Source organism: Kitasatospora sp. NPDC043949 (genome assembly GCF_056435365.1).
This window is the reverse complement of record NZ_JBWKEQ010000004.1, coordinates 209,475-231,732: the sequence shown is the minus strand read 5'-3', so window position 1 is coordinate 231,732 and position 22,258 is coordinate 209,475. Positions and strand designations below refer to the sequence as shown.

The 22,258-nt window shown below is 74.5% G+C and carries 21 protein-coding genes; 13 read left to right on the top strand and 8 right to left on the bottom strand.

The features are described 5' to 3' along the window. Positions 1-232: 232 nt before the first annotated feature. Complete coding sequence (locus tag AC07AL_RS06120; protein ID WP_371516519.1) at positions 233-1,507, bottom strand: SAV2148 family HEPN domain-containing protein; 1,275 nt, start codon at positions 1,505-1,507, stop codon at positions 233-235. Between the two features lie 455 nt (positions 1,508-1,962). Here AC07AL_RS06120 and glgX point away from each other — a divergent pair, with 455 nt between their 5' ends. The 3 genes from glgX (at position 1,963) to treZ (ending at position 8,553) form a co-directional block, all read left to right on the top strand. Then, on the top strand, positions 1,963-4,245 hold the full coding sequence (glgX, locus tag AC07AL_RS06115; RefSeq protein WP_478316988.1) for a glycogen debranching protein GlgX: 2,283 nt from the start codon (positions 1,963-1,965) through the stop codon (positions 4,243-4,245). Between the two features lie 70 nt (positions 4,246-4,315). Next, positions 4,316-6,805 (top strand): malto-oligosyltrehalose synthase, encoded by a 2,490-nt coding sequence (gene treY, locus AC07AL_RS06110; protein WP_478316986.1) that lies wholly within the window; start codon positions 4,316-4,318, stop codon positions 6,803-6,805. A 2-nt stretch (positions 6,806-6,807) separates the two neighbouring features. Then, positions 6,808-8,553 (top strand): malto-oligosyltrehalose trehalohydrolase, encoded by a 1,746-nt coding sequence (treZ, locus tag AC07AL_RS06105; protein ID WP_363630266.1) that lies wholly within the window; start codon positions 6,808-6,810, stop codon positions 8,551-8,553. Between the two features lie 41 nt (positions 8,554-8,594). Here treZ and AC07AL_RS06100 read toward each other — a convergent pair whose 3' ends face one another. Then, positions 8,595-9,488, bottom strand: coding sequence for a transketolase family protein (locus AC07AL_RS06100; RefSeq protein ID WP_363584151.1), 894 nt, complete (start codon positions 9,486-9,488; stop codon positions 8,595-8,597). A gap of 105 nt (positions 9,489-9,593) precedes the next feature. Next, positions 9,594-10,307, bottom strand: a complete 714-nt coding sequence (locus AC07AL_RS06095) for a transketolase (RefSeq protein WP_350881656.1) — start codon at positions 10,305-10,307, stop codon at positions 9,594-9,596. A 57-nt stretch (positions 10,308-10,364) separates the two neighbouring features. Here AC07AL_RS06095 and soxR point away from each other — a divergent pair, with 57 nt between their 5' ends. Then, complete coding sequence (gene soxR, locus AC07AL_RS06090) at positions 10,365-10,904, top strand: redox-sensitive transcriptional activator SoxR (RefSeq protein ID WP_400988480.1); 540 nt, start codon at positions 10,365-10,367, stop codon at positions 10,902-10,904. A 116-nt stretch (positions 10,905-11,020) separates the two neighbouring features. Continuing rightward, positions 11,021-11,944 (top strand): phosphotransferase family protein, encoded by a 924-nt coding sequence (locus tag AC07AL_RS06085; RefSeq protein WP_400988478.1) that lies wholly within the window; start codon positions 11,021-11,023, stop codon positions 11,942-11,944. A gap of 13 nt (positions 11,945-11,957) precedes the next feature. On the opposite strand, the gene AC07AL_RS06080 is transcribed toward AC07AL_RS06085, so the two are convergent. Continuing rightward, positions 11,958-12,464 (bottom strand): GNAT family N-acetyltransferase, encoded by a 507-nt coding sequence (locus tag AC07AL_RS06080; RefSeq protein WP_363584158.1) that lies wholly within the window; start codon positions 12,462-12,464, stop codon positions 11,958-11,960. Between the two features lie 66 nt (positions 12,465-12,530). Continuing rightward, positions 12,531-13,169: a formylglycine-generating enzyme family protein gene (locus tag AC07AL_RS06075; RefSeq protein ID WP_363618978.1), complete on the bottom strand. Its 639-nt coding sequence runs from the start codon at positions 13,167-13,169 to the stop codon at positions 12,531-12,533. A gap of 76 nt (positions 13,170-13,245) precedes the next feature. Here AC07AL_RS06075 and AC07AL_RS06070 point away from each other — a divergent pair, with 76 nt between their 5' ends. The 5 genes from AC07AL_RS06070 to AC07AL_RS06050 all read left to right on the top strand — a co-directional run bounded on the left by AC07AL_RS06070 (position 13,246) and on the right by AC07AL_RS06050 (position 16,941). Then, positions 13,246-13,890: a CatB-related O-acetyltransferase gene (locus AC07AL_RS06070; protein ID WP_478316981.1), complete on the top strand. Its 645-nt coding sequence runs from the start codon at positions 13,246-13,248 to the stop codon at positions 13,888-13,890. A gap of 98 nt (positions 13,891-13,988) precedes the next feature. Further along, complete coding sequence (locus tag AC07AL_RS06065) at positions 13,989-14,420, top strand: SRPBCC family protein (protein WP_363584163.1); 432 nt, start codon at positions 13,989-13,991, stop codon at positions 14,418-14,420. Between the two features lie 79 nt (positions 14,421-14,499). Beyond that, on the top strand, positions 14,500-14,847 hold the full coding sequence (locus AC07AL_RS06060) for a Scr1 family TA system antitoxin-like transcriptional regulator (protein ID WP_478316979.1): 348 nt from the start codon (positions 14,500-14,502) through the stop codon (positions 14,845-14,847). Between the two features lie 249 nt (positions 14,848-15,096). Further along, positions 15,097-16,356, top strand: coding sequence for an alpha/beta hydrolase (locus tag AC07AL_RS06055; protein WP_478316978.1), 1,260 nt, complete (start codon positions 15,097-15,099; stop codon positions 16,354-16,356). A gap of 462 nt (positions 16,357-16,818) precedes the next feature. After that, positions 16,819-16,941: a hypothetical protein gene (locus AC07AL_RS06050; protein WP_478316976.1), complete on the top strand. Its 123-nt coding sequence runs from the start codon at positions 16,819-16,821 to the stop codon at positions 16,939-16,941. 157 nt (positions 16,942-17,098) lie between these two features. Here AC07AL_RS06050 and AC07AL_RS06045 read toward each other — a convergent pair whose 3' ends face one another. Further along, positions 17,099-17,653 (bottom strand): hypothetical protein, encoded by a 555-nt coding sequence (locus AC07AL_RS06045; RefSeq protein ID WP_363630281.1) that lies wholly within the window; start codon positions 17,651-17,653, stop codon positions 17,099-17,101. A gap of 155 nt (positions 17,654-17,808) precedes the next feature. Further along, a complete protein-coding gene (locus AC07AL_RS06040) occupies positions 17,809-18,696 on the bottom strand; it encodes a LysR family transcriptional regulator (RefSeq protein ID WP_400810828.1) in 888 nt (295 codons plus the stop codon). A 79-nt stretch (positions 18,697-18,775) separates the two neighbouring features. Between AC07AL_RS06040 and AC07AL_RS06035 the strand changes: the two genes are divergently transcribed. Together AC07AL_RS06035 and AC07AL_RS06030 are read left to right on the top strand one after the other, a co-directional pair. Further along, on the top strand, positions 18,776-19,591 hold the full coding sequence (locus tag AC07AL_RS06035; RefSeq protein ID WP_400810816.1) for a CTP synthase C-terminal region-related (seleno)protein: 816 nt from the start codon (positions 18,776-18,778) through the stop codon (positions 19,589-19,591). Further along, positions 19,588-20,229: an HD domain-containing protein gene (locus AC07AL_RS06030; protein WP_400810817.1), complete on the top strand. Its 642-nt coding sequence runs from the start codon at positions 19,588-19,590 to the stop codon at positions 20,227-20,229. Before AC07AL_RS06035 ends, AC07AL_RS06030 begins: the two co-directional genes overlap by 4 nt. 44 nt (positions 20,230-20,273) lie before the next feature. Here AC07AL_RS06030 and AC07AL_RS06025 read toward each other — a convergent pair whose 3' ends face one another. Continuing rightward, positions 20,274-20,813 carry a GNAT family N-acetyltransferase gene (locus AC07AL_RS06025; protein ID WP_363584179.1) on the bottom strand — a complete coding sequence of 180 codons (540 nt, stop codon included), beginning with the start codon at positions 20,811-20,813 and terminating at the stop codon, positions 20,274-20,276. A gap of 101 nt (positions 20,814-20,914) precedes the next feature. Here AC07AL_RS06025 and AC07AL_RS06020 point away from each other — a divergent pair, with 101 nt between their 5' ends. After that, positions 20,915-22,255, top strand: a complete 1,341-nt coding sequence (locus tag AC07AL_RS06020; protein ID WP_478316973.1) for a sensor histidine kinase — start codon at positions 20,915-20,917, stop codon at positions 22,253-22,255. Positions 22,256-22,258: the final 3 nt, after the last annotated feature.

Genomic DNA, 22,258 nt, shown 5'->3' with positions numbered 1-22,258 from the left:
CCGGGCCCTTCGCGCAGCCTTCCGCGCGCTGCCCCCCGTCCTGTCCCGCGCTTTGTTCCGTACACCACGGCGCACTCCCCTCGACGTCGTCGCGTCGCTCGTGCGGCCGCGACCCCGCCTCCAGCTTGTGCGGCGCGGCCCGGGGGTGTCGCCGCCGCACGGATGGAGTTCCGGGTCTCCACCCGGGGGTGGAGAGAGGGATCCGATGGTCCGTCAGAGGTGGGGGGAGGGTTCAGGACACCGGCCGGGAGTCGCCCCAGGCGCCCTCGAACTCCTCGCGGTAGACCTCCAGCAGGCCCTGTTCGCTGCCGCCGGGCTGCTGGCCGGCGCCGCCGCGCAGCACCAGGGCCGGGGACTCCATGCCCCGGGCGCGGCGCAGGTAGGGCTGGATGACGCCGAGGTCGCGGCTCTGGCGGCGGCCGCCGACCTGGCCGGTCGGGCGGGGGCCCTCGACGAGGTAGGCGGTGAAGCGCGGGGTCTCGTCGAAGACCCGGATCTCGAAGCCGCCCTGGTCGCGCAGCCGGGCCCGCACCCGGCGCACGTGCATGATGTTCATCTCGATGGAGCGCGACAACTCGCCGCGTCCGAGGCCGAGTTCGCGTTCACGGCGGCGGACGGCGCTGCTCGCCGGGTTGAGGAAGAGCAGACGGACCCGGCAGCCGTCGCCGGCCAGGCGCACCAGCCGCTTGCCGGTGTAGTTCTGGCAGAGCATGCCGAGGCCGATGCCGAGCGCGTCCAGACGCCGGGCGCCGTCCAGCAGGTCCTCGACGGGCAGGTCGCGCTGGAGGCGGACGCGGTCGGCGTGCACGGCGACGACGTCCGCGTACCGGCCGGCCACCAGCGACTCGACGACGTCGGCGGGCACGCCGCCGGCGCCGCCGTCGAGGACGGCGAGCAGGCGGGCGGCGGCGCGTTCGGTCTGGGCGAGGACGGTCTGGGTGAGCACCCGGTTGCGGGAGACCACGTGCCGGGCCACCTCCAGTTCGTCCAGGGCGAGTTCGATCTCGCGCCGGTCGGACAGGTAGGGCTCGAAGCAGGGCCAGTGCTGGACCATCAGCTCGCGCAGCTGGGGCAGGGTGAGGAAGACCAGCGGGTCGTCGTCCGCCGGGTCGAGCAGGTAGCCCTTGCGGCGGCTGACCTCGCGGACGGCGCCGGCCCGGTGCGCCCACTCCTCGCCGGCGGGGCCGGCGGCGGCGGTGACCCAGTCCTCGCCGTGGGCGGGGGCGTAGATGGGGTGCAGCACCTCGTCGACGAGGGAGCGCAGCCGCTGCTCGACGAGGTTGAGCCAGACGTAGGCGCGGCCGGACAGGCGGACCCGCTGGTAGGCGTCCTCCCATTCGGCGGCGGACCAGGCGAGGGCGGGGACCTCGACCGGGCCGCCCTGGGCGGGCACCAGGGGACGGCCGGACAGGGTGGGGCGCATGACGACCGTGGGCGCCTCGCTGCGGGCGCCGCCCCGGTCGGGGCCGTCGGGCCCCGGGCCGCGGCCGCCGGCGGGGAACACCATGCGCCACCTCACCTGGTTTGCTGCTCTACGCTCCGCCCCTGCGCGGCTGATGGAACGCCACCGGCCCGGGGACGGCCGGACGATCAAGGGTACTGCCCGCCGCGAGCGGTGTGCAGCCGGATGGCCCACGGGGCCCGGCACCACCACCAGGCCCACCCTTCACAGACCCACGCCCGTCGCAGGCCCCGCTCATCGCAGGCCCGCTCGCCACAAGCCCGCCCGCCACCGGCCCGCACTTATCACAGGAATGCCGACTGGACACCCGTTCGGGCGAACCGGCAGCACATGTCCCGGCCGCCGGGGGAAGGCTCGGGGAGTATGCGCACTGTGCCGTGCGTCACGGCGCGCGAGCGCCGCACATGCCCGGCCGCCCGGCCGGGAAGAGAGCGTCCGGGTCCGGGCGCGTTATCGGACTACACGTCAGTTTCCGTTGAATGCAAGGAAGTTGAGGACTCATGCAGGTCTGGCCCGGTAAGCCCTACCCCCTCGGCGCCACCTACGACGGGGCCGGCACCAACTTCGCGGTGTTCTCCGAGAGTGCCGACCGGATCGAGCTGTGCCTGATCGACGAGGACGGCTCGGAGACGGCCGTCGAACTGCGCGAGACGGACGCCTTCGTCCGGCACGCGTACCTCCCCGGCGTCCAGCCCGGCCAGCGCTACGGCTTCCGCGTCCACGGCCCGTACAACCCCGGCCTCGGCCAGCGGCACAACAGCGCCAAACTGCTGCTGGACCCGTACGCCAAGGCGATGAGCGGGCACATCGACTGGGACGAGGCCGTCTACGGCTACCACTTCGGCGCGCCCGAGCGCCGCAACGACCTCGACTCCGCCCCGCACACCATGCACTCGGTCGTGATCAACCCGTACTTCGACTGGGGCACCGACCACCCGCCGCGCACCGACTACCACCGCACCGTCATCTACGAGGCGCACGTCAAGGGCCTCACCCGGCTGCACCCCGGCATCCCCGAGGAGATCCGCGGCACCTACGCGGGCCTGGCCCACCCGGCGGTGATCGAGCACCTGGCCAAGCTCGGCGTCACCGCGATCGAGCTGATGCCGGTGCACCAGTTCGTCCGCGACCACCGGCTGCGCGACCTGGGCCTGACCAACTACTGGGGCTACAACACCATCGGGTTCTTCGCCCCGCACTCCTCCTACGCCTCCAGCGGCGACCGGGGCCAGCAGGTGCAGGAGTTCAAGTCGATGGTCAAGGCCCTGCACGCGGCCGGGATCGAGGTGATCCTGGACGTCGTCTACAACCACACCGCCGAGGGCAACCACCTCGGACCGACGCTGTCCCTGCGCGGGCTGGACAACGTCTCCTACTACCGCCTCGCCCAGGACCAGCGGTTCTACGAGGACACCACCGGCACCGGCAACAGCCTGCTGATGCGCAGCCCGCACGTGCTCCAGCTGATCATGGACTCACTGCGCTACTGGGTCACCGAGATGCACGTCGACGGCTTCCGCTTCGACCTCGCCGCCACCCTGGCCCGGCAGTTCCACGAGGTCGACCGGCTCTCCTCCTTCTTCGACCTCGTCCAGCAGGACCCGGTGGTCTCCCAGGCCAAGCTGATCGCCGAACCCTGGGACCTCGGCGAGGGCGGCTACCAGGTCGGCAACTTCCCGCCGCTGTGGACCGAGTGGAACGGCATGTACCGGGACACCGTGCGCGACCTGTGGCGCGGCGAGACCGCCGCCCTCGCCGAGTTCGGCTCCCGGCTCACCGGCTCCTCCGACCTCTACCAGGACGACGGCCGCCGCCCCATCGCCTCCATCAACTTCGTGACCTGCCACGACGGTTTCACCCTGCGCGACCTCGTCTCCTACAACGACAAGCACAACGAGGCCAACGGCGAGGACAACCGCGACGGCGAGTCCTTCAACCGCTCCTGGAACTGCGGCGTCGAGGGCCCCGGCACCGACCCGGCCGTCGAGGAGCTCAGAGCCCGCCAGCAGCGCAACTTCATCGCCACCCTGATGCTCTCCCAGGGCGTGCCGATGCTCTCCCACGGCGACGAACTCGGCCGCACCCAGCAGGGCAACAACAACGCCTACTGCCAGGACAACGAACTCACCTGGCTGCACTGGCCGGACGGCGACGGGCCCGAGGCGCGGCTGCTGGAGTTCACCCAGGGGATGATCTGGCTGCGCCGCGACCACCCGGTGTTCCGGCGGCGGCGCTTCTTCCACGGGCGGCCGGTCCCCGGTCGCCCCGGGCCGGGGACGCTCGCCGCCGGCGGCCACCTCTCCGGCGGTCACCCCTCGGGCGGCCACCTCTCCGGCGGTCACCCCTCGGGCGGCCACCTCTCCGGCGGTCACCCCTCGGGCGGTCACCCCTCCGGCGGTCACCCCTCCGGCGGCCATGACTCGGGCGGCCACGACGACCTCACCGACATCGCCTGGTTCACCCCCGGCGGGGAGGAGATGACCAAGCGCAACTGGGGCGCCAGCTACGCCAAGTCGCTGACCGTCTTCCTCAACGGTTACGCCATCTCCGAGCCGGACCGGCGCGGCGGGCGGATCGTCGACGACTCCTTCCTGCTGATGTTCAACGCGCACTTCGAGCCGCTGGAGTTCACCCTGCCCGCCGACCACGGGCAGGAGTGGCAGGTCGTGGTCGACACCGCACAGGCCCGGCTGCCCGCCCCGGGCACGGGCGCGCGGGTCAAGGCCGGGGACGCGCTGTGGCTCACCGACCGCTCGCTGATGGTGCTCCAGCGGCCGGCCTGACACCCCGCGCTCACCTGTTCGGACCAGCAGCGGGTCTTGGCGGCGGGCTCCCCCGGGTACTCATGGACCTATGACCTCCGCCGCCGAGCCCGCACCGCCCCGCCCGGCCGCCACCTCCCCCTCATCCGCCACCGCCCCCACGGCCAGCTACCGCCTCCAGCTGCAACCCGGCTTCACCCTCCACGACGCCGCCGCCGCCGTCCCCTACCTCGCCGCCCTCGGCGTCTCCCACCTGCACCTGTCCCCGCTGCTGGAGGCCGCCCCCGGTTCCACCCACGGCTACGACACCGTCGACCACGGCCGGGTCAGCGAGCAGCTCGGCGGCGAGGGCGCCCTGCGCGCGCTGGCCGACGCCGCCCACCGGCACGGCCTGCGGCTGCTCGTCGACGTGGTGCCCAACCACATGGCGGTGCCCGTCCCCGAGCGGCTCAACCAGCCGCTGTGGCAGGTGCTGCGCGACGGCCCCGACTCGCCGTACGCGCGCTGGTTCGACATCGACTGGGCGGCCCAGCCCGGCCCCGCCGACGCCCCCGCGCGCGGCCGGGTGCTGCTGCCGCTGCTCGGCGACCGGCTCGGCGCCGTGCTGGACCAGCTGGCGGTGGACGGCGAGGTGCTGCGCTACCACGACCACGAGCTGCCGCTGCGGCCCGGCACCTCGGGGCTGCCGCTGGACGAGCTGCTCGCCCGCCAGTGGTACCGGCTCGCCTGGTGGCGGCTGGCCCGCACCGAACTGAACTACCGGCGCTTCTTCACCGTCAACGAGCTGATCGCCGTCCGGGTCGAGGAGCCCGAGGTGTTCGCCGCCACCCACGCCACCCTGCTGCGGCTGCACGCCGACGGCGTCGTCGACGGCTTCCGGATCGACCACCCCGACGGGCTCGCCGACCCGCGCGGCTACCTGCGCCGCCTCGCCGGCGCCACCGGCGGGGCGTACACCGTCGTCGAGAAGATCCTCACCGGCGACGAGCGGCTGCCCGCGGACTGGCCGGTCGCCGGGACCACCGGCTACGACGCGCTGCGCCGCATCGACGGCGTGCTCACCGACCACGCGGGCGCCTGCCGGCTGGCCGGGGCGTACGCGGCGTTCCTGACCGGCTCCGCGCCGGGCGGCGAGTCCTGCGCCGACCCCCACCCGGCGGTCGCCGCCGCCCGGCGCGGGCGGGCCGACATGACCGCGCCGCACGGCGAGCTGGCCGCCGAGGTCGACCGGCTGGTGCGGATCGCGTTGCGGATCGGCGCCGCCGAGCCCGCGCACGCCGACCACGCGCCCTGGCGGCTGCGCGCGGCGCTGCGGCGGCTGTTCACCGGCTACCCGGCGTACCGGCCGTACGCCCGGCCCGGGGAGCCGGTGCCGCCGGCCTCGGCCGAGCAGGTGCGCGCGGCGCTGGGCGGCTCGGCCGACCCGACGGACCGGCTGGTCGCCGCCCTGGCCCTCGGGGAGCTGGGGAGCGGGCCGCACAAGGACGAGTTCTGCGAGCGCTTCGCGCAGACCGCCGCCGCCGTCGCCGCCAAGGGCGTCGAGGACACCGCCTTCTACCGGTGGAACGCGCTGCCCGGCCTCAACGAGGTCGGCGGCGAGCCCGGCCGGCCGGGGCTGTCGCCGGCCCGGTTCCACGACTGGTGCCGCTACCTGGAGCGCGCCTGGCCGCACAGCATGACCGTGCTGTCCACCCACGACACCAAGCGCAGCGCCGACGCCCGCGCCCGGCTCGCCGTGCTCGCCGAGCGGCCCGAGGCCTGGGCCGCCGAGGCCGCCGCCTGGTCCACCGCCGCCGGGCCCGACGGCGACCACGACCACGACCACGACCACGACCACGGTGCCCGCGACGGCGACTGGCTGCTCTGGCACACCCTCGTCGCCGCCTGGCCGATCGACCCCGACCGACTCGTCGCCGCCCTCCTCAAGGCCGCCCGCGAGGCCAAGCTGCACACCTCCTGGACCACCCCCGACACCCGCTTCGAGCAGGCGCTCACCGCGCGCGCCCGCGCCGTCCACACCAACCCCGGGCTGCTGCCCCGGATCGAGGGCCTGGTGCACGCCCTCGCCCCCTACGCCCGCGCCAACACCCTCGCCGCCGCGCTGCTGCACCTCACCGTCCCGGGCGTGCCCGACCTCTACCAGGGCAGCGAGGAACCGCTGTACACGCTCGTCGACCCGGACAACCGGGGCGTGGTGGACCTCGGCGCGCTCGCCGTCCGGCTCACCGACGCGGCCGCCCCGCGCCCCGGCGACCTCGCCCGCGAGAAGCTGCACCTCACCAGGGCGGCACTGCACCTGCGGCGCGAGCGCCCGCTCGGGCCCTACCGGCCGCTGAGCGCCACCGGCCCCGCCGCCGACCACCTGCTGGCCTTCGCCCGCGGCGCCGACGTGGTCACCGCCGTCACCCGGCTCCCGTACGGGCTGGAACGCGCCGGCGGCTGGCGCGGCACCGTCCTGGAGCTGCCCGAGGGCGGGCCCTGGACGGACCTGCTGACGCTGCGGACCCACCCGGCGGGCCCGGTGCCCGTCACGCGGCTGCTGGCGGACCGGCCGGTGGCCCTGCTGACGAGGAGGAGCTGAGCGTGCGGACCTACGAGGTGTGGGCGCCCCTGGCCACCGACCGGGTCGAGGTCGAGGTCGACGGCGCCGCCCATCCGCTGGCCCGGTGCCCGGAGCGCCCGGGCTGGTGGACCGGCGGCGCTCCGGCCGGCGACTACGCCTTCCGCCTCGACGACGGGCCGCCACTGCCCGACCCGCGCTCCCCCTGGCAGCCGCACGGCCCCGACGGCCCCAGCCGCCCGGTCGACCACGCCGCGTTCCGCTGGTCGCAGACCGGCTGGCGCGGCCGCGCGTTGCCCGGCGCCGTGCTGTACGAGCTGCACATCGGCACCTTCACCCCCCGCGGCACCTTCGACTCCGCCGCCGAACACCTCGACCACCTCGTCGAGTTGGGCGTCGACTTCGTCGAACTGATGCCGGTCTGCCCGTTCCCCGGCCGACACGGCTGGGGCTACGACGGGGTCTCGCCGTGGGCCGTGCACGAGCCGTACGGCGGGCCCGAGGGGCTGAAGCGCTTCGTCGACGCCGCCCACCGCAAGGGCCTCGGCGTGGTGCTGGACGTCGTCCACAACCACCTCGGCCCCTCCGGCAACTACCTTCCCGCGTACGGCCCGTACTTCACCGACCGGCACCACACGCCGTGGGGGGCGGCGGTCAACCTGGACGCCCCCGGCTCCGACGAGGTGCGCCGCTACCTGACCGGCAGCGCGCTCGGCTGGCTGCGCGACTACCGGATCGACGGCCTGCGGCTGGACGCCGTGCACGCCCTCGCGGACGACCGGGCCGTCCACTTCCTGGAGGAACTGTCCCACGAGGTCGAGAAGTTGGCCGTCGCGACCAACCGCCCGCTGTTCCTGATCGCCGAATCCGACCTCAACACCCCGCACACCACCGCCCCGCGCGCGGCCGGCGGCCAGGGCCTCACCGCGCAGTGGAGCGACGACTTCCACCACGCCCTGCACTGCGCGCTCACCGGCGAATCCCAGGGCTACTACGGCGACTTCGCCCGCCACCCGCTCGCTGCCCTCAGCAAGACGCTCACCCGTGGCTTCTTCCACGACGGCACCTGGTCCGGCTTCCGCGGCCGCGGCCACGGCCGCCCCTTCCCGCCGGACGGCGGACACCGGCTGCTCGGCTACCTCCAGACCCACGACCAGATCGGCAACCGGGCCCTCGGGGACCGCATCTCCACCTGCCTCACCGCCGGCCGGCTCGCCTGCGGCGCCGCGCTGGTGCTCACCTCGCCGTTCACCCCGATGCTGTTCATGGGCGAGGAGTGGGGCGCGGCCACCCCCTGGCAGTACTTCACCGACCACACCGACCCGCAGCTCGCCGAGGCCGTCCGGCAGGGCCGGCGCCGGGAGTTCACCGACCACGGCTGGGCCGCCGAGTCCGTCCCCGACCCGCAGGAGCCCGCCACCGTCCTGCGCTCCGTCCTCGACTGGACCGAGCCCCGGCGCGCCCCGCACGCCGAACTCCTCACCTGGCACCGGACGTTGATCCGGCTGCGCCGCGACCGGCCGGAGCTGTCCGACCCCGACCTCGGCGCGGTGCGGGTGGCGTACGACGAGGCGGCGCGCTGGCTGGTCGTGCACCGGGGGCCGTACCGGATCGCCGTGAACCTCGGCCCCACCGAGGCCGCCCTGCCACTGGACGGGACCGGGCGCGAACTGGTAGCGGCCTTCGGGGCGGCGGCGCTGGACGGGACGGCGGTACGGCTGGGGGCGGACGCGGTGGCGGTGGTCGCGGTGGCGACCGTCGCGCGCTGACCCACCCCGCGCGTCACCACAGGAACGTCACCAGAGGAACGTCACCAGAGGAAGGTGCCGATCCGCTCCCGCAGCGAGGCCGCGTCCAAGCCGTAGGCGGTCAGGTGCTCCGGGATCGAGCCGTAGTGCCGGTGCTCCTCGCGCGGCACGCCCAGGCCCAGCACCCGGTGCGGGCGGTCGGCCAGCGCGGCGTGCGCCTCGTTCGCCGAGGTGCCCGCCAGGTACGGCTCCACCAGCACCACGTCCGCCCGCTCCCCCACCGCCGCCCGCAGCCCGGCCGCGTCGAAGGGGCGCACCGTCGCCGCGTACAGCACGGTGGCGTCCAGGCCCTCGGTGGCCGCGAGCACCGCGTCCAGCATCGGCCCGACCGCGATGACCACCCCGCGCGAGCCCTGCCGCACGGTGGTGAACCGGCCCGCCTCGACCGGCAGGGCCTGCGCGTTCCGGTGCTCCGAGAGGCGGACGTAGACGTTGCGGTCGCCGTCCGCGACGGCGTGGCGCAGCAGCCTCTCGGCCTCGTCCGGGTGGCCCGGCACGTGGACCGTCCAGTCCGGCAGGGTGTCCAGCAGGGCGACGTCGCCCGGGGACATGTGGGTGCGGCCCCCGGCCGGCCAGTCGTAGGAGCCGGCCGCGCTCACCAGGACGGCGCCGACGCCCTGGTGGACGAGGTCCAACTTGACCTGCTCGAAGGGACGTTCGACGAGGAAGCTGGCGAAGGTGTGGGCGATCGGGCGCATCCCGGTCAGCGCCAGGCCGCCGGCCGCGCCGATCAGCAGTTGCTCGCGGATGCCGACGTTGACCACCCGGTCCGGGTGGCGCTGCTGGGCCGGGGCGAAGGCGGCCGCACTGATGTCGGCGAGCACCACGGCCAGCCGGGGGTCCTCGTCCAGCAGGCGGCTGGTGACGTCGATGAAGCGGTCGCGCATGGTGTCCATCGGTGAAGTGCCTTTCGGTTCATGCTGGTTGGCGCTTGCGTGCTGGTTGGCGCTTGCGTGGGGGTTCTCTGGCTCAGCAGTCCTCGGTCTCAGGAGTCCTCGGGCTCAGGAGTCCTTGGGCTCGACCCGGGCGACCACCACGTGCGGGCGGCCCGGGTGCTCGGCGGTGTAGGCGCGGTACAGCGCCTCGTGGTCGCGGCCGTCCACCGTCACGGCGGACCAGCCCTCGGCCGCGAACCGGGCCGCGATCCCGCCGTGCCAGCCGTGCGTGGCCGAGGAGTTGTCGATCACCACCACGTGCAGCCGCTCCAGCCCGTACGCACCGGCGAAGGCCACCGCCTCGTGGTTGGAGCCCTCGTCGAACTCGGCGTCGCCGACCAGCACCCACACCGCCGGGTCGGTCAGGCCCTGCGCCCGCAGCCCGAGCGCCGTGCCGACGCCCAGCGGCAGGCCGTGCCCGAGCGAGCCGGAGGCGATCTCCACCCCGGGGACGAGCATCCGGTCCGGGTGGTGGCCGAGCGGAGAGTCGTAGCCGCCGAAGCTCGGCAGCACCCCGGGGTCGATGAAGCCCTTGGCCGCGAGCACCGCGTAGTACGCCATCGGGCCGTGGCCCTTGGAGAGCAGGAAGCGGTCCCGGTCCTGCGCCTCGGCCCGCTCCGGACTCACCCGCAGGACCCGGTCGTACAGCACCCAGAGCGCGTCCAGGGTGGAGGTGGCGGCCGGGCCGTGCTTCTCGTCGCCGGTCATCAGGCCCATCAGCGCCGACAGGTCCTCGAAACGGGCGGTTTCCGCGAGGTCCGCGGTTGCGTTCGTCGTCATGACCACGATGGTGCAACTTAAAGTCGACTTGAGGTCAAGCGGCTAGAGTGGGTGCCCATGACCGCGACCCCGGACCACGGCCGAGCACCCGGCCCGCACCGCGACGACCTGCTCACCATCGGCCAGCTCGGCCGCCGCAGCGGCCTCGCCGCCTCCGCCCTGCGCTACTACGAGAGCCTCGGCCTCATCCACGCCACCCGCACCGCCGGCGGCCAGCGCCGCTACCCCCGCGGCACGCTGCGCCGGATCGCCTTCGTCCGCGCCGCCCAGCGCGTCGGCCTCTCCCTCGACGAGGCCCGCGTCGCCCTCGACCGGCTCCCCGAGCGCCCCGCCCCCAGCGGCGCCGAGTGGGACCGGGTCGCCGAATCCTGGCAGAGCCGCATCGACGAGCAGATCGCCGAGCTCCAGCGCCTCAAGGCCAAGCTGACCGGCTGCATCGGCTGCGGCTGCCTCTCCCTCTCCCGCTGCTCCCTCTACAACGCCGCCGACCGCGCCGCCGACACCGGCCCCGGCGCCCGCTACCTCCTCACCCGCGACCCGGCCGGCGGCCCGGAACCCCTCTCCCCCGCCGCCACCGACGTCTGCGGGCCCCAGTGAACCGCTCCGGCGCGGGGCGCTTCCCGCTCCTGGCCCACCCCTGGCGCCGGGGCCGGCCGGCCCCGACCGCTGAAAAGCCTTTGCCGCGGCGACGCCGGTCCGCCTACCGTGCGCCCATGCTGCCGGTGGTGGAGACGGAAGAACAGTGGGACGCGATCGTGCGCGACGAGGCGGTGATGCGCCCCGGAGCCGAGGCGCTCTGCGCCGAACTCGGCCTCGCCTGGCTGCCGTTGGAGCGCTTCGCGGAAGGGTCCGTCCCGGTCTACGCGGTGGGCGACGCGCACGTCCTCAAGCTGTTCCCCGCCGCCAGCGCCGAGGACGGCGTCACCGAGGAGCGCGTCCTCACCCGTCTCCAGGGCGCCCTGCCGATCCCCACCCCCGACGTACGGGCCGCCGGCGCCCACGTCAACGGCTGGCGCTACGTGCTGATGTCACGACTGTCCGGCGAGGGCCTGGCCCCCGCCTGGCCGCGGATCCCGCAGGCCGACCGGGAGCGGATCGCCCACGACTGCGGCCGGGCGCTGGCCGCCCTGCACGCCCTCGACCCCGGACCGCTCGCCGACACCCTCGGCCCCGGCGACTGGGGCGCCTTCCTGGACCGGCAGCGGGCCGGGGCGGTGGCCCGCCAGCGCGAACGCGGCCTGCCCGAAGCCTGGTTGGAGCAGATCCCGGACTTCCTGGCCGCCGCGCCGCTGCCCCGGACGCCGCAACGCGCCCTGCTGCACACCGAGTTCATGCGCGAGCACCTGCTCGTCGACCCGGCCGACGGCTGGCGCCTCACCGGCCTGCTCGACTTCGAACCCGCCATGGTCGGCGACCCGGCCTACGACCTCGTCGCCGTCGGCCTGTTCACCACCCGCGCCGACCGCCGCCTGCTCGGCCGCCTCCTCGCGGGGTACGGGCGCGGCTTCGAGCCGCGTCTGCTGATGGCGTACACGCTGCTCCACGTGTACAGCAACCTGCCGTGGTACCTGAGGGAGTTGAAGCCCTCCGCGCGGACGCTGGACGCCCTCGCGGAGGAGTGGTTCGGGGTCGCCTGACGGGTCTTGCGGATCAGGGCCGGGGGTCGGTGCGCAGCAGGCTGTAGAGGACCATGTCCCGCCATTGGCCGTCCCGGAAGCCCCTGCTGCGCTGGACGCCCTCGCGGACGAAGCCGCACTTCTCCAGCGCGCGCTGCTCGGCGAGGTTGGCGTCCTCGGTGTCCGCCTCCAGCCGCATCACCGGGGTGTGGGCGAACAGGTAGTCCACCAGCAGCCGTTGGGCCTGCGTGCCGATGCCCCGGCCGCGCGCCTCCGGGCGGAGCACGATGCCGACGTTCCAGTACGGCGCCACGTCCACCTGGCCCACCTGCCGCCAGGCGACGAACCCGGCGAACTCGTCCCCGGACAGCACCGCGAGCATCGACTGCTCGGGCGCCAGCAGGCCGTGCTCCGCCCAGCGGCGCCGGAACCGCCCGGGGTCGCGCCACCCGTACCACTGGAACGGGCCCACCGCCTGGGGGTCGTTCAGCAGTACTTCGAGCGGGTCGAGGTCGGCTTGGCCGATCGGTCTGAGGGACACCGGTGCATCGTTCATGCAGACCCCAACGGTCCGTGACCTGGCCCGGGTTCCCCGCGGCGCGCGCCTTCAGGCGGTGATCGACCGGGCGAGCCGGAAGCCGACGTCGTCGATCCGCAGGGTGGGGTGGCTGCGGCGGCGGACGGAGGCGCGGCAGCTCCAGTGCTCGTCGAACCAGCCGCCGCCGCGCAGCACCCGGTAGCCGCCGTACACCTCGGCGTCGTACACGTCCCAGCACCACTCCCACACGTTGCCGAGCAGGTCGTACAGGCCGAAGCCGTTGGGGCGCAGACCGCCCACCTGGTGCGGGCGCGCGCCCGAGGTGCCGCGGTGCCAGGCGATCTCGTCGAGCGGCCCGTAGCGGGGGCCGTCCGTCCCGGCGCGGCAGGCGTGCTCCCATTCGGCCTCGGTGGGCAGCCGGTAGCCGTCGGCGGCGCGGTCCCAGGTGACGGACTCGCCGTCCTGGTGGTAGGCGGGGGTGAGGCCGTGGCGCCGGGACAGTTCGTTGCAGTAGTGGACGGCGTCGTACCAGGAGACGCTGTCGGCGGGGAGCCGGTCGCCGGCCCCGGCGCCGTACTGCTCGCGGGTGACCGGACAGGCCGCCAGCTCGTAGGGGGCGAGCTCGACGCTCCAACTCCGTTGCGTGCGACGGTCCGACAGCGTGACGCGGCCGGACGGAACGGTGATCATGCCGGTGCTCGCGTCCATGATCCGCGATCCTAGACGGTGGGATGATCGATGTCCCGCCCACGCTTCACACCTGACGAGCCGGAGTCGTGTCGCCATGAGTTCAGTTCCGCCGGACCCTTCGACTCTCCACCCGGTGACCGGGCAGCCCCGCGTGGTGCTCCTCAAGCCGTTGGTGACGTCCCCGCTGATCGACGTCGGCGACTACTCCTACTACGACGACCCGGACGACGCGATCGCGTTCGAGACCCGCAACGTGCTCTACCACTACGGCCCGGAGCGGCTGGTGATCGGGAAGTTCTGCGCGCTGGGTACGGGGGTCCGGTTCCTCATGAACGGGGCGAACCACCGCATGGACGGCCCCTCGACCTTCCCGTTCCCCATCATGGGCGGAAGCTGGGCCGAGCACTTCGACCTGATCACCGGCCTCGCCGGCCGCGGGGACACGGTGGTCGGCAACGACGTCTGGATCGGCTACGGCGCCATGGTGATGCCCGGAGTGCGCATCGGCCACGGCGCGATCATCGCCTCCGGCGCCGTCGTCGTCGACGACGTCCCCGACTACGGGATCGTCGGCGGCAACCCGGCCAAGCTCATCCGCACCCGCTACAGCGAGCCGGACATCGCCCGCCTGCTCGCCCTCGCCTGGTGGGACTGGCCGACCGACCACCTCACCCGGCACCTGCGCACCGTCATGTCCGGCACCGTCGACGACCTCGAAGCGGCCTCGCCGGACAGGTGACGCCCCGGCGCCGACCGCCAGGCCCCCTGGCGCCTGCCGCGCGGCGGCCCGAGGATGGTGCCCGTCCGTACGGAGGCACGCGAAAGGCGGCAACGACGATGGCAGGCACGAAGGTCAGCACGGTGGTGGAGGCTCCGGCCGAGCGGGTGTGGGAGCTGCTCGGGGACTTCCACAACCTCGGCGGCTGGCACCCGAACCTGCCGGCCAGCAGCCTCGGCAACGAGCTGACGGGCAACGCGATCGGGTCGGTCCGGGTGTTCGAGATCGACGGCGTGGCACTGCACGAGACGCTGCTCGCCTACGACGAGGAGGCCCGCAGCTACACCTACAGCTTCCCCGAAGGGGCATTCGAGCTGTACGGCTACCGGGCGACGCTGCGGGTCACCCCGGTCACCGCGCTCGACGCCAGCTTCGTCGAGTGGAGCGCCACGTACGACGTCGACGCCGAGCACCGCAAGGACTCCGCCGACCGCCTCCACGGGGTGTTCACGGCCGGCCTGGCGGCACTGCGCGAGCGCTTCGCCGCCTGACGGCGGCAAGCGGCCCTCCCGTACGACGGACCGCACTCCCGTACGGCGGGCCGCCTACCGCCCCATCGCCACGTAGAGCGTGACTGGCGACCAGCCCGGCAGCGACAGGACCCCTGGCGCCCCGGGCGTGATGGCCGGCCAGTTGGACAAGCCGCTGCGGTTCAGCCTGGTCCCCAACATCAGGATTCAGATCATGCCGGCCATGACACCGCCGCATCCCGGAATGACCGGGCCGTTCGCACTCCTGGAATTTCGGCAACGCGATCTCGACCTGGTCCTGCTCAACGGAATGCTCAGCAGCGACTGGGTTGAGGACCCGGACCAAGTCGATGTCTATCGAGCGGCGTTCGACGAAATCATGGCAACCGCCCTGCCCCTCGACGAGTCGCGCAACCTCATCACACAGAAGAGAGACACGTTCAAGTGACCCACTTCCCTGTCGCCTCCGCACTCCCCGTGCAGCGGAAGAAGGCACGCGCCAGCAGGCGCGCGCTTGTCGGCACCACCACCATGACTCCCCCGAGCAGCAAACCTGAACGCGTTCAAATGTAGCGCCCCCGGCCGCGCGCCCGTCAACCGGGGCCTACGCGGGCCACCGACGGTACCTCCCAGCCGCCTCCCAGCGACCTGTCAGCCTCTCATCGACTTCTCATCCGGCACCCCTAGCCTCCGCCAGATGAACGTCTCCCTGCTCGGCGGCTGGTTCCCCTGGACCGTCCAGGCCGCGGCCCTCGCCCTGTTCCTGGCGGCCCTCGGCTGGCGGGACCGGACCTGGCGGCTGAGGTGGGGCCCGATCGCCCTCGGGACGGCGCTGCTGCTCACCGCCCTCGCCGCCGTCGGGGTGCTCACGCTCGCCGGGATCACCGATCCGATCCCGTTCGGGGTGTGGCTGTGGGGCGGGGTCGCGGTCGCGGCGGTCAGCGCGCTCGGGTTCGGCTGGCGCGGCGCCCGCTGGTGGCGCCGGGCGCTGGCGCCGCCGGCCGCGCTGCTCGCCCTGTTCTGCGCCGCCAACAGCGTGAACATCGCCACCGGCTACTACCCGACCCTCGACGACGCGATCGGCGAACTGGGCGGGCAGCCGCTGCCGGAGCAGATCACGCTCGCCGAACTCGGCTCCCTCCACGGGAAGACGAGGACCGGCCGCATCGTCCAGGTGGACATCCCCAGCACGGCCAGCGGCTTCACCCACCGCCAGGAGCTCGTCTACCTGCCGCCCGCGTGGTTCCGCAGCCAGAACCGGCCGAAGCTGCCGGCGCTGGAGCTGATCGGCGGCGAGTTCGCCGCGCCCGACAACTGGATCCGCTCCGGCAACGCCGTGAAGACCGCGGACGACTTCGCCGCCAAGCACAACGGCTTCGCGCCGATCCTCGTCTTCGTCGACGCGACCGGCGGCTTCCGGATCGACACCGAGTGCGTCGACGGCCCGCACGGCAACTCCGAGAGCCATCTGCTCAAGGACGTCCCGCCGTTCGTCCAGAAGACCTTCAACGCCGCCACCGACCCGCACAGGTGGGGCGTGGCCGGCTGGTCCATGGGCGGCACCTGCGCCGTCGACCTCACCGTCGAACACCCCGACGTCTTCACCCACTTCGGCGACTTCTCCGGCGACAAGGGCCCCTCCACCGGCGACAAGGACCACACCGTCCAGGAGCTGTACGGCGGCGACGCGACCGCCTGGGCCGCCCACGACCCGCTGACCGTGCTCGCCCACCACCCCAAGTACCAGGGCGTCTCCGGCTACTTCGGGCAGGGCGACGAGGAGCACGGCCAGATCGAGTCCGCCAGGGCCCTCAACGACGCCGCCCGGAAGGACGGCATCCGCACCACCACCGCCGTCGGCTCCGGCAAACACACCTGGCAGACCGGGGCCGCCACCTTCGCCCAGGCCCTCCCCTGGCTCGCCCAGCAGCTCGGCGTCCCCGGCACCCACGCCTGATCCGCCACCGGTCCGGTCCGGGGCCGGGAGCGTGCCGGGGGCGTGCCGGGGCGTGCCGGTCACCCGGAGGGAGGGCGGCGGATCCGGTCGGGGGAAAGCCTTGGCATCAGCCGTCCGCCGCGACCGGCCGCGGGCCCGCACGGGCGGGCGGGCCGGGGCTGCGACCGACCGGCGAACCCCCGCCCGACAGGGGGAATCCGCGACCGCGCGCCGTCCCGCCGACCGGTCGGGCGCCGAAGGCCCGCCATACCTTCCGACACGCCCGCACACACCTTCACCACCAACGCCCCCGCAACGGCCGGGCAAGGCGGCCTACCCACCGGTATCCCGCTTTGCTCCCGGCGGCCCGGTGGCATAAGTTTCGACCGCCGTCGACGCAGCCGAGCCCGACCGCCCCTCGGAACAGAGGAGCGCAGCGGGCCGGCGGCCGGGCGGCAGAACGTACGGGGGAAGGGAACAGCCATGCCGAGTGCCCGCATCCGCGAGGCGACCGGGCAGCGGGAACGGGCGGACGGCGCCGCGCACACACGGCCCGGCACCACCGCGGGCCCGGCCCCGGCCCGCTCGGGCCGCTCGGGCCGCTGACCCGGCGCCGCGCCCCAGCCACCACCACAGAACCACCACAGACGGCCCCGCGCACCGCCGAGGCGGCGCCCGGGGCGGACGGCAGGTCGGTCCGTCCGGCACAGGGGACCGGACGGACCGACCGCCGCACCAGCACGAGGACCAGAGGGTCAGAGGGTCAGAGGCCGAGGCTGCTGAGCGCGGTGGTCCAGTCGGTCACGATGGCGCTGCGGGCGTCGTCGAGGCCGACCTTGCCCTTGCAGACCGCGTTCTTCAGCTTGGTCTCGACGCCGTCCTTGCCGGTCGCGGTCTGGCTGCCGTAGCGGGGCTCGGGCCAGAGGTTGCGCGGGTCGCGCGGGGCGCCGCCGAGCTCCAGCGGGACGAAGTGGTCCTCCTCGTAGTCGGACAGGTTGGTGTCCGCGTAGCCGTACTGCGCGATCTGCTGCGCCTTCAGCGCGTTGGTGTAGCTGGTCGGCGGGCGGACGGTGGAGGTCCAGCCGGAGACGCAGATGGTCTGGCCGATGGTGGCCTGGGTGACGTCCGGGTTGTAGGCGCCCGGCGTGCAGGACGGGTCGGGCAGCGGCAGGTAGGCCTGCGAACAACTCGCCGCGAGCGGACGGATCTTGACGGGCGAGCCCTTGGCGGGGGCGGCCTGCGCGGTGCCGGCCGCGAGCCCGGCGGCGGCGAGGACGGCCGCCGCGGCGACGACGGTGAGACGCTGACGGAGCATCATGTGGGGGATCTCCTGGGCCTTGCCCGGCCTCGCGCCGGGCGACTGTGCCCATGACAGCACCACCAATGCGACCACCGTCAGTCCCAGGACGTGAACGCCCGGTGATCGCGCCTCCACAAACACCGCGGGCGCCCGGCGCGATCCGGGGAGCGGGCTCAGGGTGTGCCCGACAGCAACCGCGCCAGCAGCGCGGCCGGCCCCTCCGGCAGGCTGCCGTGCACCAGTTCGGTGCGGTGCACCAGCCGCGGGACGGCGATCGGCGCGGACGCGACGCCGGGCGCCCCGGCGAGGACGGACGCCGGGAGCAGGCTGAGCCCGTGCCCGGTGGCGACCAGGGCGAGCAGCCCGTGCACGTCGGTGCCCCGGTAGCGGGTGGCGGGGCGGAAGCCGTCGACGCCGGCGGCGGCGCGCAGCCGGGCGGCGGTCGGGGTGAGGTCGGGGGCGTCGAGCCAGCGGGCGGCGGAGAGGTCGGCGAGCGCGACGCCGGTGCGGCCCGCCAGAGGGTGGCCGACCGGGAGAGCGACGGCGACGGGCTGCTCGTCGACGGCGACGGTGGTGAGCGGGCCGACGTCGGGCAGCGGCAGCGGGTCGCTGGGGGCGGCGAGGCCGTCGATCAGGGCGAGGTCGACCTCGCCGGTGGCGACCTGGGCGGGCAGCGCGTCCTGGGCGAGGACCCGGACGACGAGGTCGGCCGCCGGGTGGGCCCGGCGCACCTCGCCGAGTGCGCGCCCCAGGGTCGCTCCGACTGCCAGCGGGGTGGCACCGAGCACCAGCCGGGCACTCGGGGCACCGGCCAGGCGTGCGACGTCGGCACGCGCCGCCTCCAGCCGGACCAGCAGGGGCGCCGCGTGCTCCAGCAGCCGCAGGCCGGCCTCGGTCGGGCCGACCGGACGGCGACTGAGCAGGCCGGTCCCGAGGTCGGCCTCCAGGGCGGCGATCTGCTGGGAGACCGCGGACTGGGTGTAGCCGAGTTCCCGCGCGGCCTCGGAGAAGGAGCCGAGGCGGGTGACGGTGACGAAGGTGCGCAGCTGCTGCGGATCCACGGCAGTCATCAACTCTTCTGATCGAGAGGTAAGAAATCATCGTTGGCGCTGATCTCGGGTGCGGGGTCAGGATAGTCCCATGACCTACCTCACCCCGCGGATCGCCCTGGTCGGCGACCGCTCCCCCGCCGTCCGCTCGCACGCCCGCATCCCCGGCCTGCTCGACGCCCTCGCCGAGCGCGAGCAGCTCGTCCTGGACGCCTACTGGATCCCCACCGAGGACGCCGGGGCGCCCGGCGCCCTGGACGGCTTCGACGCAGTCTGGCTGCTCCCCGGCAGCCCCTACCGCAGCGAGGCGGGCGCGCTGGCCGCCGTCCGGACGGCCCGCGAGCGCGGCATCCCCTTCCTCGGCACCTGCGCCGGGTTCCAGCACGCGGTGCTGGAGTACGCCCGCAACGTCTGCGGCCTCGACGGGGCCGTCCACGGCGAGGAGCACCCGGAGCGGGACGAGCAGGTGATCGTGCCGCTGGCCTGCTCCCTGGTCGGCCACGAGGGGGCGGTCGCGATCACCCCCGGCACGCTCGCCGAGCGTGTCCTCGGCACCACCCGCACCCTGGAGCGCTACCACTGCGCGTACGGCCTCAACGCCGACTACCTGGACCAACTGCGCGCGCACGGGCTGCGGTTCAGCGGCGCGGACGGCGCGGGCGAGGTGCGCGTCCTGGAACTGCCGGACCACCCGTTCTTCCTCGCCTCGCTCTTCCAGCCGGAGCTGTCCGGCGACGGCACCCGGGCGCACGCCATGATCCGCGCGCTGGCCGGCGCCGCCGTCGCCCACGCGGCGGGCTCGCCGACCGCGACCGACCCGACCCCTGCCGACCGAACCGCCGCCGTACCGACCGCCACCGTCCCGGGCACCGACCCGAGCACCACCACCCTGGAGGCCACCGCATGACCGCCACCGAGATCGCCGGGGTGCGGATCCCCGACAGCCGCCTCGCCGCCGAGGCCACCGAGCTGGTCCGGGACGCCACCACCGAGCTGCTGTACCACCACTCCCGCCGGGTCTACCTGTTCGGCGCCCTCCAGGGCCGCCGCCGGGGGCTCGACTTCGATCCCGAACTCCTGTACCTGGCCGCGATGTTCCACGATCTCGGCCTGGGCCCCGAGCACCACGCCTCCGGTCGGCGCTTCGAGGTGGACAGCGCCGAGGCCGCCGCCGCGTTCCTGCGCGGGCACGGGGTGGACGAGCGGCGGGTGCGCCTGGTGTGGGAGGCGATCGCCCTGCACACCACGCCCGGCATCCCGGAGTTCCTGGAGCCGGAGATCGCGCTGACCACCGCCGGCGTGGAGCTGGACGTACTCGGCATCGGGTACGCGGACCTCGCCGCCGCCGACCGGGACGCCGTGGTCGCCGCCCATCCGCGCCCGGACTTCAAGCGCGGCATCCTGCGCGCCTTCCACGACGGCGTCGCGCCCAAGCCGGAGACCGCCTTCGGCAACGTCAAGGCGGACGTCCTCGCCCACTTCGACCCGGACTTCGAGCGGACCGACTTCGTCGCCGTGATCGAGAACTCCGCCTGGCCGGAGTGACCCCGCCCAGAACCCGCCCCCGCCCCCCATCCCCACAGGGCACGTCACATCGGCAGCGAGCGCAACCGCACCGGCCCCTCCGGCCACCCGGCGCCCTCCGCCAACGGCGCCCACATGGTGCGCAGCGGCATCACCGCCAACCGCCCCTCGGGCTGCTCCACCGTCACCTCCTCCGCGACCTCGCGGAATCCGAGCCCCCGGTAGAACGTGGCCAGCGGCGGGCGGCAGAACAGCAGCGCGTGGCGGTGGCCGAGGGTGCGGGCGTGGCCGAGGGCGGCCCGGACCACGGCCCGCGCGAGGCCGGCGCCGCGCCGGTCGGGGGCGACGGCGACGCCGCCGACGCCGATCGCCGCCAGGTCGGTGCCGCCGACGGTGAGCGGGAGCGGCACCAGGCCGGTGTGCGCGACGAGCCGGCCGTCGGCGGCCCGGATGCCGAAGTGGATGTCCTTGGGCAGCCAGGTCAGTCCGGTGTAGGCGACGCCGTACGGGTCGTCGCCGGGGCCGAGGATCTCGTCATGGTCGGCGCGGGTGTACTGCGGCAGCCGGACGACGGTCGGCGGCTCGGGAGAGAAACGATCATCCATCCGACCATGATCCCTTCCCGGGAAGGCGAATTCCAGGCTGTTCCCGGCCACTGCGGCCCGCTCGCCACCCCGGGCCGGACGGGGTGTGCGAGCATGCCCCCATGCGCCAGCCCACCCAGCAGCGGCCCCGACTCCGGCGCCCCACCGGCCGGTTGGACCCCACCCGTCACCAGCACCACCCGTCCACCGACCAGCCCGACGCCGCCCACCAAGCCGACGCCGCCCACCAGCCCCACGCCACCCACCACGCCGGCGCGGCCCACCGGACCCACCCCGCCGACCAGTTGGACTCCGCCCTCGCCGCGGTACCGCTGCCGGGCCCGCCGCTGCGCCTGCCCGGCCCGATCGTCGCGCTCGGGCCGACCGTCCTGGTGCTGCTGGTGCTCGTCCCGCTCGCCGCGGGCGACCCCGACATCGGACCGACCACCTCGGCACCGGTCAACGCGGGCCTGGTGGCGGCCGGCGCGCTCGCCCTCGCCGTCCGCCTGCGGTACCCGGCGGCCGTCGCCGCCGTCACCCTGCTGGGCGGCCAACTCCCGCTCGCCGTCGCCCTCTACGGGCTGGCCACGCGGCGCGGCGCCACCCGGGTGCCGGCCGTCCTGGCCGTGCTGGCCGGGGTGCGCCTGCTCCTCCCCATGGACCTCGGGGACGTCAGCAGCCTCTCCGCCCTCGCCAACCTGGCCGAGGACCCGCTGGTCTTCGGCGCCGTCCCGCTCGCCCTCGGCCTCACCGCCCACCATCGCGCCCGCGCCGTCGCCGCGCTCGCCGAACGCAACCGGCTGCTGGAGGCGGCCCGCCGGTACGCCGAGGAGCGCGCCGCCGCCGCCGAACGCGCCCGGCTCGCCCGGGAGATGCACGACGTGGTCTCCAACCGCGTCTCCCTCATCACCCTGCACGCCGGCGCCTGCCAGGTCGCGGCCGCCGACGACCCGACCGCCGTCCGGGAGACCCTCGGCCTGATCCGCACTCTCGGCCTCCAGGCCCTCACCGAGCTGCGCGGCCTGCTCGGCGTCCTCACCCCGGCCTCCGACCAGGGCCCCTCACTGCACGGACTGCCCGCCCTGGTCGAGGAGTCCCGCCAGGCCGGACTCGCCGTCGACCTCACCCTCACCGGCCCCGCCGAAGGACTGCCCGCACCCGGACCGGCCGTGCAGTACGCCACCTACCGGATCGTCCAGGAAGCCCTGACCAACGCCCACAAGCACGCCCCGGCCGCCGAGGTCGCCGTCACCGTCGAGGTCCACCCGGACGGGCTGCGCCTCGACATCGTCAACTCCCCCGCCACGGCGGCCGACCCGGACGGACTCCGGCTGCCCTCCGGCGGCCACGGCCTGGACGGCATGCGCACCCGCGCCGACGACCTCGGCGGCACCCTGCACGCCGGCCCCACCACCGAGGGCGGCTTCGCCGTCCGGGCCCGTCTGCCGCTGACCGCCGCCTGAACC